This window comes from Levilactobacillus tangyuanensis (assembly GCF_003946545.1).
In the GTDB taxonomy this organism is placed as follows: domain Bacteria; phylum Bacillota; class Bacilli; order Lactobacillales; family Lactobacillaceae; genus Levilactobacillus; species Levilactobacillus tangyuanensis.
Genome location: NZ_RHOA01000003.1, coordinates 164,830 through 182,080, shown reverse-complemented (window position 1 = coordinate 182,080; position 17,251 = coordinate 164,830). Strand labels below are relative to the sequence as shown.

16 protein-coding genes are annotated in these 17,251 nt (G+C 50.8%); 2 read left to right on the top strand and 14 right to left on the bottom strand.

Annotated elements, in window-relative coordinates; all coding sequences use genetic code 11:
• Window positions 1-131 precede the first annotated feature (131 nt).
• The 11 genes from EKM96_RS04115 to EKM96_RS04065 form a co-directional block, all read right to left on the bottom strand.
• On the bottom strand, window positions 132-740 hold the full coding sequence (locus tag EKM96_RS04115) for an SdpI family protein (RefSeq protein ID WP_125640114.1): 609 nt from the start codon (window positions 738-740) through the stop codon (window positions 132-134).
• Window positions 741-957: 217 nt separating this feature from the next.
• Window positions 958-3,033, bottom strand: coding sequence for a glycine--tRNA ligase subunit beta (glyS, locus tag EKM96_RS04110; RefSeq protein ID WP_125640111.1), 2,076 nt, complete (start codon window positions 3,031-3,033; stop codon window positions 958-960).
• A complete protein-coding gene (glyQ, locus tag EKM96_RS04105; protein ID WP_125640108.1) occupies window positions 3,033-3,956 on the bottom strand; it encodes a glycine--tRNA ligase subunit alpha in 924 nt (307 codons plus the stop codon). The genes glyS and glyQ overlap by 1 nt, the downstream gene beginning before the upstream one ends.
• Before the next feature lie 338 nt (window positions 3,957-4,294).
• Complete coding sequence (locus tag EKM96_RS04100) at window positions 4,295-7,312, bottom strand: leucine-rich repeat domain-containing protein (protein WP_125640106.1); 3,018 nt, start codon at window positions 7,310-7,312, stop codon at window positions 4,295-4,297.
• A gap of 330 nt (window positions 7,313-7,642) precedes the next feature.
• Window positions 7,643-8,455, bottom strand: a complete 813-nt coding sequence (gene recO, locus EKM96_RS04095; RefSeq protein ID WP_164510969.1) for a DNA repair protein RecO — start codon at window positions 8,453-8,455, stop codon at window positions 7,643-7,645.
• Window positions 8,456-8,482: 27 nt separating this feature from the next.
• Entirely contained in the window at window positions 8,483-9,388 is a 906-nt protein-coding gene (gene era, locus EKM96_RS04090) for a GTPase Era (protein WP_061777200.1), read from the bottom strand.
• A gap of 12 nt (window positions 9,389-9,400) precedes the next feature.
• Window positions 9,401-9,799 carry a diacylglycerol kinase family protein gene (locus EKM96_RS04085; protein WP_125640100.1) on the bottom strand — a complete coding sequence of 133 codons (399 nt, stop codon included), beginning with the start codon at window positions 9,797-9,799 and terminating at the stop codon, window positions 9,401-9,403.
• Window positions 9,783-10,271 (bottom strand): rRNA maturation RNase YbeY, encoded by a 489-nt coding sequence (ybeY, locus tag EKM96_RS04080; RefSeq protein WP_125640097.1) that lies wholly within the window; start codon window positions 10,269-10,271, stop codon window positions 9,783-9,785. The genes EKM96_RS04085 and ybeY overlap by 17 nt, the downstream gene beginning before the upstream one ends.
• Complete coding sequence (locus tag EKM96_RS04075; RefSeq protein WP_125640094.1) at window positions 10,271-11,257, bottom strand: PhoH family protein; 987 nt, start codon at window positions 11,255-11,257, stop codon at window positions 10,271-10,273. Before EKM96_RS04075 ends, ybeY begins: the two co-directional genes overlap by 1 nt.
• A 141-nt stretch (window positions 11,258-11,398) precedes the next feature.
• Window positions 11,399-11,884: a GNAT family N-acetyltransferase gene (locus EKM96_RS04070; protein WP_125640091.1), complete on the bottom strand. Its 486-nt coding sequence runs from the start codon at window positions 11,882-11,884 to the stop codon at window positions 11,399-11,401.
• Between the two features lie 215 nt (window positions 11,885-12,099).
• Entirely contained in the window at window positions 12,100-12,546 is a 447-nt protein-coding gene (locus EKM96_RS04065; RefSeq protein ID WP_125640088.1) for a GatB/YqeY domain-containing protein, read from the bottom strand.
• A 165-nt stretch (window positions 12,547-12,711) separates the two neighbouring features.
• Between EKM96_RS04065 and EKM96_RS04060 the strand changes: the two genes are divergently transcribed.
• Window positions 12,712-13,740, top strand: a complete 1,029-nt coding sequence (locus tag EKM96_RS04060) for a zinc-binding alcohol dehydrogenase family protein (protein WP_125640085.1) — start codon at window positions 12,712-12,714, stop codon at window positions 13,738-13,740.
• Window positions 13,741-13,795: 55 nt separating this feature from the next.
• Here the strand turns inward: EKM96_RS04060 and rpsU are convergent, their stop codons facing one another.
• Entirely contained in the window at window positions 13,796-13,984 is a 189-nt protein-coding gene (rpsU, locus tag EKM96_RS04055) for a 30S ribosomal protein S21 (RefSeq protein ID WP_011667518.1), read from the bottom strand.
• A gap of 180 nt (window positions 13,985-14,164) precedes the next feature.
• Between rpsU and EKM96_RS04050 the strand changes: the two genes are divergently transcribed.
• Complete coding sequence (locus EKM96_RS04050; RefSeq protein WP_125640082.1) at window positions 14,165-14,992, top strand: pyruvate, water dikinase regulatory protein; 828 nt, start codon at window positions 14,165-14,167, stop codon at window positions 14,990-14,992.
• A 93-nt stretch (window positions 14,993-15,085) separates the two neighbouring features.
• Here EKM96_RS04050 and EKM96_RS04045 read toward each other — a convergent pair whose 3' ends face one another.
• Entirely contained in the window at window positions 15,086-16,015 is a 930-nt protein-coding gene (locus EKM96_RS04045) for a deoxyribonuclease IV (protein ID WP_125640079.1), read from the bottom strand.
• Window positions 16,008-17,237 carry a CDP-glycerol glycerophosphotransferase family protein gene (locus EKM96_RS04040; protein WP_125640076.1) on the bottom strand — a complete coding sequence of 410 codons (1,230 nt, stop codon included), beginning with the start codon at window positions 17,235-17,237 and terminating at the stop codon, window positions 16,008-16,010. The genes EKM96_RS04045 and EKM96_RS04040 overlap by 8 nt, the downstream gene beginning before the upstream one ends.
• Between the last annotated feature and the right edge of the window lie 14 nt (window positions 17,238-17,251).

Below are 17,251 nucleotides of genomic sequence, written 5' to 3'. Positions count from 1 at the left end.
TGCGTAAAAATACACTATACATACTACTCCTATTACGGCCGGTGTCAACACTTAGGCCTCGCGGTTCTGGGAGAAAAATACCGGGTATTTTACGATGGTTTGGCTGCTATTTTTTGGTAAATTTTAATCGGTCACTTGGCTAACTCGTAGCCATACCAAATGGTCGTTCCAACCAGCACCACGGTGCCAATCGTTAGGATAACGATAAACCAGGATTGGTTGATGCCAAAGGCTAAGAGACTCAGCAACGAAACGACTAACATCACCTGCCCGCCCAGCACATTCACCTTGTGCCAAATGACCGGCGAGTTATAGGTCCACGGAATCCGAATGCCCACCAACCGATTGCGGGGAACATAGGGCAAGATGGCGGCAATAATCGACAGAACGATCATGGCGATAACGCCCACTTGATGGGGTTGACGAGTCGTCAATAAGGCTCGTGGCCAAATGAGAAAAACGAGACTATATAAGAATAGCACGACGTTCAAGTCAAAGGGCAATTCCGTTTGAACCCGTTCCGCTAGCCGCTCCCTAAGACTGCTAGGAATAATCATCGGCAGGCTGATCGCCACCAACGCGATCAACGTAAACCACAAGAGACTGGTCACCGAGCGCGCCGGTTGAATCGTCCCGAATCGCACCGACAACCGCTGAAACAGATCGATTAACGCTAAGAGGCCAAGATTCAAGAGTCGAATTCCCCACTGCCACTTAGCAGACACCTTCGTTTTAAACATTCTCAATCATCCCTCTTGCTCGATTGAACTGACAGTCCCCACCAACTATCGTGAGCATGGCCTCACGCACGAAATTTTTCAATCGATCCGCACCACGTCCATTGGTTAATTCCTTAACGTTAAAAGCAGATGCCCTAACAAAAAAGTCTGGGATTAATCCCAGACTCTCGCTAACTCATTAATCAATTTAATTAAATGACGGTTAATCAAATGGTGGCTACTTGACGACTAACTGGTCCAGGTCACCCAAGGTCAGCGCTAACTGAGCCAAATGACTAAGTTCCGTGAGCCGGTTGTTCTTAACGGCTTCATCCTTGTCCATCACCATGGTTGCGTCAAAGTAGGCCGCAATCGTTGGTTGAATGTCAGCCAGGCTAGCGTACAGCGCATCTAAGCCCTGATCGGCAGCCGCAGCAACCTTGGCAACGCCTTGATCCAAGGCCCCTTCACTGTCGTTATTAAACAGATCGGGGTTAACCTTGGCCGTAGCCAATTCGGCTGGCGCCTTCTGGGCCAACCGGATGACCCGCGTCAGGGATTCAATGACATCCTTGAAGTTGGCATCATCGGCGTGGCTTGCCAAGATATTGGCCGCCGTGAAGATCTGCAAGACGTCACTGCTGGAACCTTCGGTAACGGCGGCAATAATGTCGTGCCGTTGCTTGCTGGAACGCAAGATCTTCCGAATCCGGTCCTTAACAAAGTTGACTAACGCTTCGACTTGGGCCGTTTGGTCCAGGTCTGGTGCCACGTTAGCGGCCGTTTCGGCGGCAATGGCATCCCGTGCCAAGTCGGCAACTGGCAGAGACCACTGTTGGTCGCGAGCAATCCGCACAATCCCCGTTGCCTGGCGACGCAGGGCGTAAGGATCGTTGGAACCACTAGGAATCATTCCGGCGGCGAAGAACGTCAGGATACTGTCGAGCTTGTCGGCCAATGCCAGGACGGCACCGGGCACGGAAGCTGGCAAGGCGCCATCGGCAGAGATTGGTTCGTAATGTTCGCGAATGGCTTGGGCAACGGCAGGATCTTCGCCTTCAAGCAGGGCATACTTCTCACCCATAACCCCTTGAAGTTCGGCGAATTCACCGACCATCCCGGTAACCAGGTCAAACTTGTAGATTTCACTGGCACGCAAAGCCGCCTTCGTCTGGGCATCGTTTAAGTCAAAATGCTTGGCTAAGACGCCCACAATGGCCGTCACCCGGGCCATCTTTTCAGCCATGGTACTGATCTTGTCATGGAAGCTAACCGACTTCAACCGTTCAACATAGTCGGCAATCGTCTTGTTTTGGTCTTCGGTGTAGAAGAACATGGCATCTTCCAACCGCGCCGTCAGAACCTTTTCGTTCCCGGCAACCACGTTTTGCAAGTCATGATCGTTCCCGTTACGAACGGAGATGAAGTTAGGCAATAACTTGCCGCTAGCATCCCGCGCGTAGAAGAACCGTTGGTGATCTCGCATTGAGGTGATCAACACTTCTTCTGGAATGGTCAGGTACTTTTCGTCAAAGCTCCCGGCAAAGGCCGTTGGCCATTCAACCAAGTTGTTAACTTCTTCCAAGAGGCCGGCATCGACGTTGACCGTCCACTGGTTATCCGTGGCAATCTTGTCGATTTGCGTCTTGATCAAGGCCTTACGTTTGTCGGCATCGGCAATGACAAATTGACTGGTTAGGTCGGCTTCGTAATCGCCCGCCTGTTTCAGTTCGATGTCCTTGCCGAGGAAGCGATGGCCGCGGGTATTGCGGTCGGTCGTCACGTCCAGAATGCTAAAGGGAATGACGTCGGCATCTAACAAGGCCACTAACCAACGGATTGGCCGGATGTATTCAAAGTGATGGTCGCCCCACTTCATCATGGTTGGGAACGTCATCGCCGTGATGACATCCTTTAACCCTGCCAGAACCGCAGCAACGGGTTCGCCGGCAATAAACTTGTCGACGTAAACGTATTCGGTTCCCTTGATTTCCTTAAAGGTGATATCGTCTGGCGTCAGCCCTTGGCCCCGGGTAAACCCAATGGCAGCCTTGCTCCAGTTGCCATCGGCGTCCTGAGCAATCTTCTTGGCAGGACCCTTAACGGATTCGCTGATGTCGTCTTGCTTGTCGGCTAAGCCACTGATTAACAGGGCCAACCGGCGTGGGGTTGAGAATGGCTTGATGTCGTCATAGGCCACGCGCTGTTCCTTCAAATAGTCCGCGGTTCGCTTAACCAGTTGCTTAATGGCCGGTGTGACCACGTGGGCTGGCATTTCTTCCAAACCGATTTCTAGTAAAAATGTGTGTGCCATTATTTGGCCTCCTCGTCCGCTAATAATGCTTGTCGTACCTGGTCATCCTTGATCAATGGGAAACCACGCTTCTTCCGTTCGGCAACGAAGGCCTTGGCAATTGCCCGGGCCATGTTCCGAATCCGTGAAAGGTAGCCGGCCCGTTCGGTAACGGAAACGGCCCCACGGGCATCCAACAGGTTAAAGGTGTGGCTGCACTTCAGGACATAATCATAAGCTGGGTGAACCAAGCCATTTGCAATTTGTTTCTTAGCTTCGTCTTCATATTCATCGAAGTGCCGTAATAACATGGCCTGATTGCTTTCTTCGAAGCTGTACTTGGAGTGTTCGTATTCGGGTTCCTTGAAGATGTCCCCATACTTAACGCCATCGGCCCATTCCAGGTCAAAGACGGAGTTCACGTCTTGAACGTAGGAAGCCAACCGTTCCAACCCATAGGTGATTTCGGAGGTCACGGGATCGACTTCCATTCCCCCAACGACTTGGAAGTAGGTAAACTGGCTGATTTCCATCCCGTCCAACCAAACTTCCCAACCAACACCGGCGCAACCCATAGATGGGTTTTCCCAGTTATCTTCAACGAAGCGAATATCGTGTTCGAGAGGGTTAATGCCTAATTCTTGCAGACTGTTCAGGTAAAGCTCCTGAATGTTGTCTGGTGAAGGCTTCATAACCACTTGGAATTGATGATGTTGGTACAACCGGTTAGGGTTTTCCCCGTAACGCCCGTCGGCTGGTCGCCGTGATGGTTCAACGTAAGCGGCGTTCCAGGGTTCTGGCCCAATCGCCCGTAGGAAGGTGTAAGGGCTCATGGTACCGGCCCCTTTTTCAGTATCGTAAGCTTGCATCAGCATGCAGCCCTGTGCGGACCAATACTGCTGTAGCGTCAAGATGATTTCTTGCATGGACAGTTTTTCTGTCATGGGTGCGTTTCCTCCTCAAATGATGTGATTCAATCAATGTGGCTAACTTGGTTAATAAATAAGCGCAAAAAAAGTCCCTACGAGAATTCACTAAGGCAAATTCACGTAGGGACGAAGTTTTAATTTCGCGGTTCCACCCTACTTCTAGTCCGTGGACTAGCAGCTTTATTGGAAACGACTCCGAATGTGCCAACCCACAGAAACTACTATCCGGCTAGCACTATCCCGGATTCGCTGAAAATAACCGCTGTGTTTTTCATTCATCATAATCGACTTATTTAACTGTTTTTCATAATAGTCGTCTGGCTCAGGCTTGTCAATGAGTTTAGCTGAAATCCTTACCGTTGGCGCCGACGATCGGCCAGTCCCAACCAGCTCAGAATCGTCAGGAGCATGGTGCCAATCCAAGACCAAGCGGTCGCGGATTCGTCGGTTTGTGGTAACTCAGCGGCCGCCTGGTGTTGACCGGTTGTCGAATGATCCGACCGTTGTTTCGTCAAGCCTTGCTTGGCTCCGTCACGATCAGTCCAATAAGTCCAGCCGGTGGCACTTGCCGCCGAACGGCCATGCCCAGCCAAGGGCGTCTGCGACGTTTTTGGTGAGCGATGATGATTGCCCTTCCTATCCTTGGGCTTCGTCGGTTTGACTGCTGGCTTCTTCCCCGGATCGACCGGGTGGATCGGTGTCGTGGGCTTATCCGGAGATACCGGATCGGTCTTCGCAGAATCGCCACCACTACTTGAATCCGACCATTTAAGGGTTAACTGATTAACCCCATAGTTACCGGAGTGATCGGTGTCCTGACCGATAGTCCCCGAACTCAGAGTTAGGACCATGCTGGTCCCGGTAATCCCGCTGGGCAGGCTCAACCGATCCGTCGTGGAATCATAGCTTAGCGGTGTCCCGTTATAGGTAAAGACCATCGGATCCGTGAGGGCGAAGTTCTGTAGCTTCAAGGTCGCTGCGATGGCTGCCTTCACGCCCGTCAGCTGATCATTGGCGTGGCCCACCGTGGCGGTGAGGGTTTGTTGATCGGCAAAGGCCTGATCACCCAGGTGGGTGACGGGATCGGCCGCCTGAATTTTCTGCAGGTTGTTGCCGGCGAAGGCCTCGTTGTCGATCGAATCGACGGTTCCGGCAAAGGTGACGCCACCGAGATCGTTGTCGGCAAAGGCCGTTTTGCCAATCGAGGTCACGCTAGCGGGAATCATTAACACGTGCTCAGCACTGATATCGTCGTCCGGCAAGATGTCACCGGTTAAGGCATTATCGGCGAAGGCCGACGTCCCAATGGACGCCACGCTATCACCGAGCGTTAACCGAGTCAACTGATTCCCGGTGAAGGTCTGTTCGCCAATTGAGGTCACTTTTGAAGGAATGACCAAGTCACCAGCAATCTGGTTGCCAGCAAAGGCCTCGTCTCCGATGGTCATTAAGTCCTGCCCCAACTTTAATCCGGTCAGACCATTATTTTGAAAGGCGGCATCATTAATGTGTTCAATCCCATCCGACAACGTTAAGGTCCCCACCAGTTTATTGTTGGTGAAGGCACCATTGCCGATGGTCCCAGTACTCTTACCAAAGTCGATCCCGGTCAAGGCGTCTCCAGAGAACGCGCCAGCGTTAATGAAGTTAACCTTGTCAGGAATGATCAGCTCACCTGTCAAGCCGGGGTTGCCCACAAAGGCGGCCGAGCCGATGGTCTCCAGCTTAGAGGTGTGTTGATTGCCGAACGTGACTCCCGTTAGTTTATTGCCGGCAAAAGCGCTGTCCCCAATGACCCTTACAGAATCAGGGAAAGTTAGATTACCGCTAATCGCATCTCCACCAAACGCGGCGCTGCCAATCGTATCCACTTGATTACCCAATTGCAAACTGGTTAATTGAGGGTTCTCTGTAAAAGCAGAGCCTTGAATGGTCGTGACGCTATCGGGAATTTTTAAGCTAGTAATACTGTTCTCTGAAAAAGCCCCAACACCAATGGTGTCTAGCCTGCCATTAAAAAACGTCACTTCAGTCAGTGAATTATGGGCAAACGCCGTATTACCAATCGGGTTAACATTTTTAGGGATGGTAATGGTCTGTAACAAGTTGTGCAGAAACGCCCCATTGCCAATGGTGGTTAGATCCGTCCCCAACGTTGCCGTGACAAGTTGATTGTAGGAAAAAGCAGTGTCACCCACCGAGGTCGTTCCATCTGGCAAGGCGATGCTCGTCAAGGCATTATAGCTAAAACTATTTACACCGATGGTCAGACTGAGATTCGTCCCATCAGGATTAAGCGGCCGCACACCAAAATCGATACCGGTTAACTGATTTTCGCTGCCATCATCCTGATCATTGCCTTCGAAGGCAGAATCACCAATGTTCTTAACTCCAGCTGGTAACTTTAAGATGCCTTTTAACCGATTGTTTTTAAAGGCCGCCTTCTCAATGTCCCAGAGTGACGTACTTCCCGCTTGAACACCTTTGAAATCAATTGATTCTAATAGGTTATTTTCAAATGCAGATGTATCGATCTCTGCTATTCCAACGGGTAGGGTCAATGTCCCATTTAACTGGTTACCCTTAAAGGCCGCCGCACCGATCTTCCAAAGCCAGCCACTACCCGTCTGGTTAGCTCGAAAGTCGATGGATGCCAGTAAATTATTTTCAAATGCGGAGGCCCCGATCGTCTGAACTTCGTTGCCGATGGTCAGACTGGTCAATTTATTATTGGCAAAGGCACTCTCGCCAATGGTGCCCACCTTGTCACCGATGGTCACACTGGTTAACTTACCATTGGCAAACGCCTTGTCGGCAATCGCCGTGACATTAAGGTTTTCAAATTGGTCCGGGATGCTGATCGCCGTCGCATCGCCCGTGTATCCCGTCACCGTATAGCTAGTATTGTCACTATTCAAGGCATACTGAATTCCCGCGGTGTCCGCACCCGTGGCATCGGGTGTCGTCACAGTGGCATTGTTGGTGGGCGCCGCCGGGATGTCCAGCGCCCGGCTCCTGCGCTGGTAGTGGTTATTCACGGCAGTTGTCGTGACTTTTTTATCCACAGAACCATTCTTGTCAGCCAGGTCACCGGTTCCATCAGCGGATTGTTTTTTTTCGTTGGTCAATGGGTCACCGCTATTTTCGTTGCTTTGACCGGCCGACTGGTCGCCATCGTCGGTACTTGCCGGCACCACCGGCTTAACCGTGTTCGCTTTAGGTTCCGAGTCCTGAGATACGACCGGTTCCGTAGCAGCATTGGCCGGTGTCGTGAGCATTAATCCGGTACTCAAGGCCGCCAGGGTCACCCCGGCAAATAGCCAGGCGCGATAGGTGCCTTGGCGCTTCACTTGTCGTTGATCAATCCGCATTGTTTAATCGTCCTCCGTCATTCGCCACCAACAGCCCAAGTTCCATCATGCCATTATCGGCTTACTTACTCATAAACCCCATCGTAGCACGATTTATTCAAATGATCAGGCCGCAAAAATTACCAACGGGGTCAACGTTTATCCCTATAACTTGGCCGATAATGCCGCACCAAACTCACTGAACTCAAGCCCAGACAATCTGCTACGAAGGATTAGCTTAACTGTCATTCGGACAATGACTATTAACCGTAACAATTTTAAAAAGTTCGCCGTTCTCCTCGAATTTTAAGCAAACTAAAAGGGACCTCATTTTCGGGTCCCTTTACACCTTTAAGACTGATTAGAATCGGCCGACGATCCCGGTTCAGGCATCGTCAACTTGGCCGACCAAGTTTGCATCTGATCCAAGAAACGCTTGCTCTTGGGGTGCACCCCGATCTGGCTATCATAGATTTCATCCATCAACTGCCGCAGCGCGTGTTCCGTCTGGGGCTTCACGTCAATGGTATGCAATTTGTCTAGATCCAGTACCGAGAACTGCCGCAGATAATAAATGGTTCGTTGGGCCAACTGCAACCGCCGCGGGTCCATTTGCCAATGCTGCTGACACAGCAGTCCCCCGTAGCTTTCCGAATAATCGAATGGCAGATCGTTGCGGCCACAAATCACGCACCCCTGAAGCTGCGGCGCCACCCCGAAGGCCGGCATCAGCTGAATCTCCATGATATTCGTGACGATGGCGGCATTCACCCCGTCGTCGATCAACGTCAGTGCCCGTTGGACCCGGTGATACCACGTTGGCAACGGTTCACTGTCGGGAAAGGCCGCATCCACCAAACTCATGATGTAGGTGGCATACGCATTCTTAAAAATATCGGTACTGATATTCTGATACTGACTGGTTTCGCGGGCCGTGCGGATGTAAGACAAGCCGTCGTCGGCAATATCGCCAACGTAACTCCCCACCGTGAACGGCAGGATATCGGCGACCATCTTATAGCCCTTCTTCTTGGCCCCCCGCACTAGAAACATTTTCTTCCCAAATTCTTGCGTTAAAAACTTGATCAGAAAATCTCGCTCGGCATAGTCCCGCCGAAACAAAAGGATGCCGTGAAAGTCCGTTACATTTCGAGCCACAGTCATCCCCACTTTCTAAGTTAAAGCTGTTTTTTATAAGTCATCCTTGCGGTAACCGTAGGACTTCAACAGCGTGGACTTGTCCCGCCAATTAGGCTGAACCTTGACCCACAGCTGCAGGTAGACCTTGCTACCCAACAAGTGTTCAATGTCTTGTCGAGCCATGGTCCCAATCTTCTTTAGCATGCTGCCGCCCTTACCGATCATGATCCCCTTTTGAGTGGGACGTTCCACGATGATGGTGGCCTCGATGTGGACATGGTCCTCATCCTTTTGCTTCATGCTTTCGATTTCAACCGCAACTGAATGTGGCACCTCTTCACGCGTCAACATGAAGATTTTTTCCCGGATTAATTCGCTGACAACGAAGCGTTCGGGGTGATCGGTGACTTGGTCGGCCGGATAATACTGAGGCCCGTTAGGCATCTGGTCAACCAGTCCGGTCAACAGGTCATCGACATTATTGCCTTCCAACGCGGAAATTGGGTAAACCGCCTGCCATGGTAAGGCCGTTTGGTACTGTTCCATGACGGGCAGCAGATCGTCTGGATGAACCTGGTCAATCTTGTTAATCAACAGATAGACTGGCGCCTTAACATCCTTTAACCGGTCAATGATAAAGTTGTCCCCGGCACCACGCTTCTCCGTGGCGTTAACCATGAATAAGACGGCATCGACTTCATTCAGAGCAGACATGGCCGATTTCACCATGTAGTCCCCCAGCTTACTCTTGGGCTTATGCACCCCAGGAGTATCGATGAAGACGATTTGTGATTCATCGGTGGTGTAAATCCCCTGAATCTTGTTTCGAGTGGTCTGTGCCGTATTTGACATGATCGCAATCTTTTGACCAATGACCCGGTTTAAAAACGTTGATTTACCAACGTTAGGCCGACCAACGATTGCCACAAATCCTGATTTATAGTTTGGGTTATCCATTTTTTCCTCCAGTTAAAACCGTTTCAATAGTGCGGGTAGCAAAATAATTGCCCCCACGATGACGGCAAAGAAAGCCGCCAATAAGACCCCACCAGCGGCGATATCCTTCGCCCGCTTGGCCAGATCATGATACGTTGTGCCGACAACGAGGTCAACCACCGCCTCAACAATCGTGTTCAACGTTTCCGAGAACAACACCAAGAAGATGGCCATGACCAGCCACAACCAGTCGGTCAACGAGACCTGAAGCGCCACCCCAAGGATAAGGGTAACCGCGCCAAGAACCAGGTGTTTACGAAAGTTTCGTTCATAGTGAAAGAGCGACCGCAGGCCATCCCACGCATGGCCTAACGACTGCAAAAAAGCATGGTTCTTGCCGGTTTGACGCGTTGGTTTATCGTTTGAGCCCATACGCGTCTAAGATGTCGGCTTGCAGCTTGAACATGACCTTTTCGTCTTCCGGTTCCATGTGGTCATAGCCGTTCAAGTGTAAGAATCCATGGACCACCAGGAAGCCGAGTTCCCGTTCGTAGGAGTGGCCCAAGTATTCTGCCTGCTCTTCAACCTTATCCATAGAAACGAAGATATCACCAATATTTTCGGGAATCTCCGCTGCCATATCATCATCCAAAATCAATGGGAATTCATCGGCCTCTTCGTCATCGTCTTCAATGGCGAAACTAATCACGTCGGTGGCCCGATCAACGCCCCGGTACTGTTTGTTGATCTGATGAATATCTTCATTATTCATTAACGTTACCGACATTTCCGTATTCTCGGCAAGTTTGATGTACTTGCCGGCGTATTCCAAGACGTCGCGAATCATCTCAACGTGCTTAGCGGGTACACCATCTTTGGTCTTATCGTAAATCTCTAAATCCATTATTTTTTAGCTCCATTTGGTTTAGTATCGTTTGCTTCATAGGCGTTAATGATGCGAGCAACCACTGGGTGCCGCACCACATCGTCGGCGTTAAACGTCACAAATTTAATGTGACTGACGTTTTGTAAAATGTGTTGGGCCTGAACTAACCCGGAACGGGCGTTGTTCGGCAAATCAATCTGGGAGATATCTCCATTGACAATCATCTTGGACCCAAAGCCTAACCGCGTCAGGAACATCTTCATTTGCATGTTCGTGGTGTTTTGCGCTTCATCCAAGATGACGAAGGCCGATTCCAGCGTCCGCCCACGCATGTAAGCCAACGGGGCAATTTCGATGACCCCACGATCCATGAGGCGCGTCGTATGTTCGGCACCCAGGATGGCGTACAGCGCATCGTAGATTGGCCGCAGATAGGGATCGACCTTTTCCTTCAGGTCACCGGGTAGGAACCCGAGGCTTTCACCGGCCTCAACCGCTGGCCGGGTGATGATGAGCTTCTCAACATCCCCATGCTTCAAGGCAGAGACGGCCATGACCACGGCCAGATACGTTTTCCCGGTCCCGGCCGGGCCAATGCCAAAGGTAATATCGTTATGCTTAATGGCATCAATATATTGGCGTTGGCCAAAGTTCTTAACCCGCACTGCGCGGCCCTTGGCATCCTTAATCAAGGTTTCGGTGTAAAAGTCTTTAAAGTACGTGAGCGTCCCTTTGTCGGCCATCTTCATGGCGCTAATGACATCGGCACTGTTCAAGCGAATGCCCTTGGCGAGCAGATCACTCATGCTCCGCAAAATTGCCAGAGTATCGTCCACCGCTGCCGCGACACCAGCCACCTTGATTGAATTCCCAAAGGGCTTGATGGTCACGTTTAGGCCTTCTTCAAGCAAGGTTACAAACTGATCCTGAGCGCCCAACAAGGCAGCTTCGTCCTCTGGGCGCTCCAAAATATATTCTTTTTCAATCGTCGCGTTTTCAGTCAAATATGGTGGCTCCTTCATCTTTATTTTTTGCGGTACTGATAGTCAAATTTTAGCATACCACCGGGGATTGTAAAAGTATTCGACGCGAAAACCCCTCAGCATTAGAATTGACTGAGTTTCACGTAGCCCAGCAATTCAGCCTTAATTAATCGGTAATCGTGGCAAGCTGATGGTTTTCTCCAAAATTAAGCGATCCCGTAGTGGCAACCCATTTCCCGTGATCGACTGGCCGTAATGCGTGGTGAAATAATCAGGCACCACCCCAACGACCCGGAAGCCACATTTCTGATAGAGGTATAACTGCGTTAAACTCGTGGTCCCGGTTGCGATGCGCACCGTGCGGTACCCATGCTCAATGGCCCACTGTAGCGCAAATTGGATCAAGGCCTGGCCGTAGCCCCGCCGTTGCTTTGCCGGTGACACGGCCACATTCTTGACCTCAACGACCAGATCCGATTGACGCTGAAGAACCAGCACGCCAGCCAAGCCTTGACGATCGTTGGCCGCATAGATCGCACTAGTTGCTAGATAACCATCAACCAACCGCTGACTCGGATCGGCCAACAACAATAGGTCATTCAGAGCCGGCGTCAATGGCAAGCTCATCCGTTCATAAGTTAAGGTCATTACGGACCCTCCCGTTCTCTTCGTTACCAATAAAAGGGTCTGGGACAAAAGTCTCAGACCCTTCGTGCGCTCCGAACGTATATTGCGGAAACGTGCGACAAAAGGCAGTCAACTCCGCTTAACCCCGATAGACAAAAAATCCAAAACCGGGATTATTCGTCTATCGACGTTAATGCTCATTGACTAACCGCCTTCTGTCCCACTCTCTTGCGTCATTACTTGTTCAGTTGGGCCTTTACCGTTTGGTTGACCAACGCACCGTCGGCCTTGCCCTTAACTTGTGGCATCACGACACCCATGACCTTACCAAAGTCACCCATGCCGCTAGCCGAAACCTTGGCGATGCTGTCGGCAACGATCTTTGTCACCTCATCGGCATCCAATTGCTTAGGAGCGTACTTCTTCACAATTTCGATTTCCGCTTCAACACCGGCAACCAGGTCATCCCGGTTACCCTTCTTGAATTCGGCTAAGGATTCCTTACGTTGTTTCATTTCACGTGAGACAACCGCTAACTCTTCATCCGCCGTTAACTCGTGGCCCTGCTTAACGCGTTCGTTGGTTAAGGCCGCTTTCATCATCCGAATCACATTCAGAGATAATTTGTCGTGGGCCTTCATGGCCGTCTTTAAATCCGTGTTGAGTTGGTTTTCTAAACTCATGTCAGTTCCTCCTAAATTTCGTTGATAAGGTCTAGTTTACACCTTATTGTTAACGCCGTCAGTTAATAAATTCGCCCGTTAGTCCCACCAAAAGAAATCAATAATAATGGTAGCTTTCTACTCGTGGTTCAGTTACGCTTAAGCTATCAGAAAGGAAGTTTTGTCATGCCAGACATGCGTGCCATTGGCTTCACTCACAACCAACCAATTGAAAATGAACAGAGTCTTTTCGAGTTCTTCGAACCCCGTCCAGTCCCCAAGGGTCACGACCTCTTGGTGAAGATTCACGCCACCTCGGTCAATCCGGTCGATACCGGGGTTCGACGCGGAACCACCGAACGGCTCGACCGACCTAAGGTCATCGGCTGGGATGCCTATGGGACCGTGACGGCCGTTGGCGACGCCGTCAGCCTCTTTAAGCCAGGCGACCGGGTCTTTTACGCTGGATCGTTCATCCGGCCTGGAACGGACAGTGAATACCATTTGGTGGATGAGCGAATTGTTGGCCCGGCCCCAAAGACACTCACGCCGGCGGAAATTGCCGCCGTGCCACTGACCTCGTTAACGGCGTGGGAGGCGTTATTCGAACAACTACAGATTAATTTCGATTCACCAAAGGAAAATGCCGGACACACCGTCCTAATCATCAATGGCGCCGGTGGTGTTGGTTCAATGGCCACCCAACTGGCTCACCTAGCCGGATTAACCGTGATCGCCACCGCCTCTCGGCCCGAGACTACTGCCTGGACTCAGAATCACGGTGCCGATTACGTGGTAAACCATCGTGAGGACGTTGTCGCCCAGGTTCACGACCTCGGTTTTCAAACGGTCGACTATATCGTCGAGCTCAGTAACCTTAACCAACACTGGGCGGAGATTGTGGCCCTCATCAAGCCCAGCGGTCATATTGTTTCGATCACGGGAAGCGACACCCCAATTGATTTGCGCGCCCTAAAACAAAAGCGCGCGACCTTTGCCTGGGAATGGATGTATACCAAATCTCTCTATGAAACCCCAGACATGACGAGTCAACATGTCATTTTGACCCGCATCCAAGAACTACTGGATGCCGGCAAGCTCAAGTCCACCCTGAATAAAACCCTGTCACCGATCAACGCGGCCAACCTAAGAGCCGCCCATGCCCTGGTTGAATCCAACCGCATGATTGGCAAGGTTATCATCACAAATGATTAACAAAAAGCCGCAGGACAAATTGTCCTGCGGCTTTTATTAGAATTGCAAAAAGAGCTTAGAAACGCTTCTTCTTGGCCTTACGCTTACGCGCAGCTTCTGATTTTAACTTTTTCTTCACACTTGGTTTTTCGTAAAATTCACGCTTACGGTATTCTTGTAAAGTACCGCTACGGGAAACCGTACGTTTGAAGCGCCGAAGAGCGTCGTCAAAAGACTCGTTTTTGCGAACGACTGTCTTTGCCATATAAAATTCCCTCCCTCCGAGCACAAATAATAACACTGGTTGGCTAAACACCACCAGTGCAACGGTTCCTAACTATTATACATAAACACAGAAACCACGTCAATAATGCCAGCAAATAAAATTTGAACCTTCTGCTCCCGGGCGGTAAACTAAGGGAAAACACCAGAGGAGTCTGCCATTATGTCACCTATTACAATCTTTATCATCTCTGATTCATCCGGTGAAACCGCCCTGACCGTGGCGCAAACGGCCGTTTCGCAATTTCCAGCCATCGAAGCAAGTTACCAACGATTCCCTTTTATTCAAACCAACTCGATTCTTGAGGGCATCCTAAATTTGGCAAACAAACAACATGCCATGATTTTTCACACCCTCGTGAATGGAAAACTCAGCCAACGGGTCCGGGACTTTGCGGCCAATAACCAGCTGCAACAGTTTGACTGTATTCAACCGGCCATGAAGGTTCTCCAGGATGCCACTCAGCTTCAGCCAGAGGGGGTCCCTGGTCTCGTGCACAACCTGACCGATACCTACTTCGACCGGATTGCCGCGATGGAATTCGCCGTCACCTACGACGATGGTAAGGATCCTGCCGGCCTGTTGAAGGCAGACATCGTGGTCCTTGGCGTCTCACGCACCTCAAAGACGCCCTTGTCTCTGTTCCTAGCAAACCGTAACCTTCGGGTGGCCAACTTGCCATTATCGCCTAAGACCCAGATTCCAGAGGAATTATGGCGGGTCGACCCCAAGCGGATCTTCGGCCTAACCAATCAACCGGCAACCTTGCGTAAAATTCGGCAAGCGCGGATGTTGTCTTATGGCCTACCTGCCAATAGCGCCTATTCCGATACGGATAAGATCAAGGAAGAATTGGCCTATGCGCAACGCATCTATAAGAAGATCGGCTGCCTCGTCATCGATGTGGCCAATAAGTCTATTGAAGAAACGGCGACCCTCATCATGGAGAGTCTCGACTTCGACCTCATTCCCCACCCACTCGCCGACTAACTAAATCGTTTGAATAGACAAAACAGGTCGTGACCTTGTCACGACCTGTTTTTTTGATCGCCTCATGCTTCGTTACCCGGCGACCCGCATGAACTAACGGGTTAGAAATTCGTCAACCGGCTTTTCAGCCAAGACATCGGCTTCCAGGTCCGGATTGAATTGTTGATGCTTAAGCATGGCCACTTCGTACCCGTGGGGATTCAACCCATGTTTACGATCGGGACCAATTAAAGGGGTTTCCATGATTTTTGGCACGGCGGTTAATTGGGGATGATGCGCGATGCTATTCAGCACGTCAAAACCCAAGGTACCTAACCCAATGTTCGTATGCCGATCCTTATGGCTACCCTGGGGATTCTTCGAATCATTCAAATGAATGACCTTAAGCCGATCGATCCCAATCACATGGTCAAATTCATTCAAGACGCCATCAAAATCAGTGGCAATATCGTAGCCAGCGTCACTAGTATGACAGGTATCGAAACAGACCGATAACCGGTCATTGGCACTGGTTGCCGCCATAATGGCCGCCAATTCTTCGAAGGTACGACCGACCTCGGTTCCCTTGCCGGCCATCGCTTCCAAGGCAATCTGAACGGGTTCCTGGGCCGCAGCAAAGATTTCATCCAGGCCCTGGGCAATCTGGGTAATGGCCGCCGGGGCACCCGCCCCCACATGAGCACCGGGATGCAGGACAATCTGCGTGGCCCCTAAGGCAGCCGCCCGTTGGACTTCGGCCGTTAAGAACTCAACGGCAAAGGCATAGTTTTGTGGCTTAGTTGTATTACCCAAGTTGACGACGTACGGGGCATGCACGACAACGGCCGGCTGATCGTGCTCCCGCATAAAGGCCTGGCCAGCTGGAATGTTCAACTCATCAATCGGTTTCCGCCGCGTGTTTTGCGGCGCGCCCGTATAGACCATGAACACATTCTCATCGAAGCTGGCCGCCTCCCGTGCGGACCCTAGCAACATGTCTTTACCCTTCATGCTAACGTGTGACCCGATTAAAAATTCAGACATTCTGGTCATCCTTTCCTTGAACCATTATACGGACAACCCGATCACTAGCCGTGCCATCCTCCCAATCACAGAACTCATGCTGAAAGGCCGCCTGTTTGGCCGCGTATGCTGGAAAGCCCCCCTGCTTGGTCCATTCATCCAATTGTTGATAAAAGGCCGTTGCAGTCGTTACCAGTGGTCCTGGCAGCTCACTCTGGTAATCAAAGTAGAAGCCGCGAAGTTGATCACGATAGTGTTCCAGATCATAGGCAAAGAACAATTCGGGCCTTTGTAGATTAGCGAAATCAAACATCACGGAAGAATAGTCCGTCACCAGGAGGTCTGTGATGAGATAGAGCTCGGCGATATCCGCATCCGCGAGCACCGAAACCCGATCCTCAAACCCCTTGATGTTGACCGCATCCTTAACCAGATAGTGTGGCCGGATAATCAGATGCGTTCCCACCGGAACGTGTTCAAAAAAGGTCGCCAGATCAAAGGGCAAGTCAAACTTATAGACCCCCGGCCGCACGGCCATGTCGTCCCGCCACGTTGGCGCATAGGTGATGACTGGGCCCGGTGTATTCCCCACTAATGTTTGTTTTAACTGTTGAATCTTAGCGGGCTGGTTGTCCCGATATAGGACATCATTCCGAGGATAACCAATCGATAAGAACTTGCCATTAAACCCAAAGGCCCGCTTGAAAATATCCTGTGAGTATTGATTAGGGGCAATCAGATAGTCCCACTGATGGGCCGCCTTAACAAACTCGGCATGATAGGCTTGCGTAGATGTTCCCGGAATCGCCACGCGGTCGATATCAGTTCCCAATTTCTTTAATGGTGTCCCATGCCAGGTCTGAATGGTCTTGGTTCGCCGATTCTTATGCCACCAATTGGGCAAGCGCGAGTTCAAGACCCAGAACTCGGCTCGGGCCATTAGGGTGACCCAATGTGGCGTGAAGCGCTTGACCAACTGAATATCCGGATACTGTTGGTGGAGTTGCTGATACTCTCGAGGCTTCACGCTGAAGTACGCTGTTTCCCGGTATTCTGGATGTTCGGCTACAAGCTTTCGGTAAATCGCGGCCGGATTGTCATTGACATCCTTGCCGTTGAAGCTTTCAAAGATAATTAGTCGTCGTTTTATAGGTAAACAAATAAGCCCATCGTTCATCACGATGAGCCCATAACGAGCAACTAATTTTAATGACTGGATGAGTTTTTGAACACCATTAGTCATGTGGCAGTTGCTCC

Excerpts from the sequence above, each read along its gene's own strand:
- EKM96_RS04115 (WP_125640114.1), bottom strand. The coding sequence starts at position 740 with ATGTTTAAAACGAAGGTGTCTGCTAAGTGGCAGTGGGGAATTCGACTC.
- glyS (WP_125640111.1), bottom strand. The coding sequence starts at position 3,033 with ATGGCACACACATTTTTACTAGAAATCGGTTTGGAAGAAATGCCAGCC.
- glyQ (WP_125640108.1), bottom strand. The coding sequence starts at position 3,956 with ATGACAGAAAAACTGTCCATGCAAGAAATCATCTTGACGCTACAGCAG.
- EKM96_RS04100 (WP_125640106.1), bottom strand. The coding sequence starts at position 7,312 with ATGCGGATTGATCAACGACAAGTGAAGCGCCAAGGCACCTATCGCGCC.
- recO (WP_164510969.1), bottom strand. The coding sequence starts at position 8,455 with ATGACTGTGGCTCGAAATGTAACGGACTTTCACGGCATCCTTTTGTTT.
- era (WP_061777200.1), bottom strand. The coding sequence starts at position 9,388 with ATGGATAACCCAAACTATAAATCAGGATTTGTGGCAATCGTTGGTCGG.
- EKM96_RS04085 (WP_125640100.1), bottom strand. The coding sequence starts at position 9,799 with ATGGGCTCAAACGATAAACCAACGCGTCAAACCGGCAAGAACCATGCT.
- ybeY (WP_125640097.1), bottom strand. The coding sequence starts at position 10,271 with ATGGATTTAGAGATTTACGATAAGACCAAAGATGGTGTACCCGCTAAG.
- EKM96_RS04070 (WP_125640091.1), bottom strand. The coding sequence starts at position 11,884 with ATGACCTTAACTTATGAACGGATGAGCTTGCCATTGACGCCGGCTCTG.
- EKM96_RS04065 (WP_125640088.1), bottom strand. The coding sequence starts at position 12,546 with ATGAGTTTAGAAAACCAACTCAACACGGATTTAAAGACGGCCATGAAG.
- EKM96_RS04060 (WP_125640085.1), top strand. The coding sequence starts at position 12,712 with ATGCCAGACATGCGTGCCATTGGCTTCACTCACAACCAACCAATTGAA.
- rpsU (WP_011667518.1), bottom strand. The coding sequence starts at position 13,984 with ATGGCAAAGACAGTCGTTCGCAAAAACGAGTCTTTTGACGACGCTCTT.
- EKM96_RS04050 (WP_125640082.1), top strand. The coding sequence starts at position 14,165 with ATGTCACCTATTACAATCTTTATCATCTCTGATTCATCCGGTGAAACC.
- EKM96_RS04045 (WP_125640079.1), bottom strand. The coding sequence starts at position 16,015 with ATGTCTGAATTTTTAATCGGGTCACACGTTAGCATGAAGGGTAAAGAC.
- EKM96_RS04040 (WP_125640076.1), bottom strand. The coding sequence starts at position 17,237 with ATGACTAATGGTGTTCAAAAACTCATCCAGTCATTAAAATTAGTTGCT.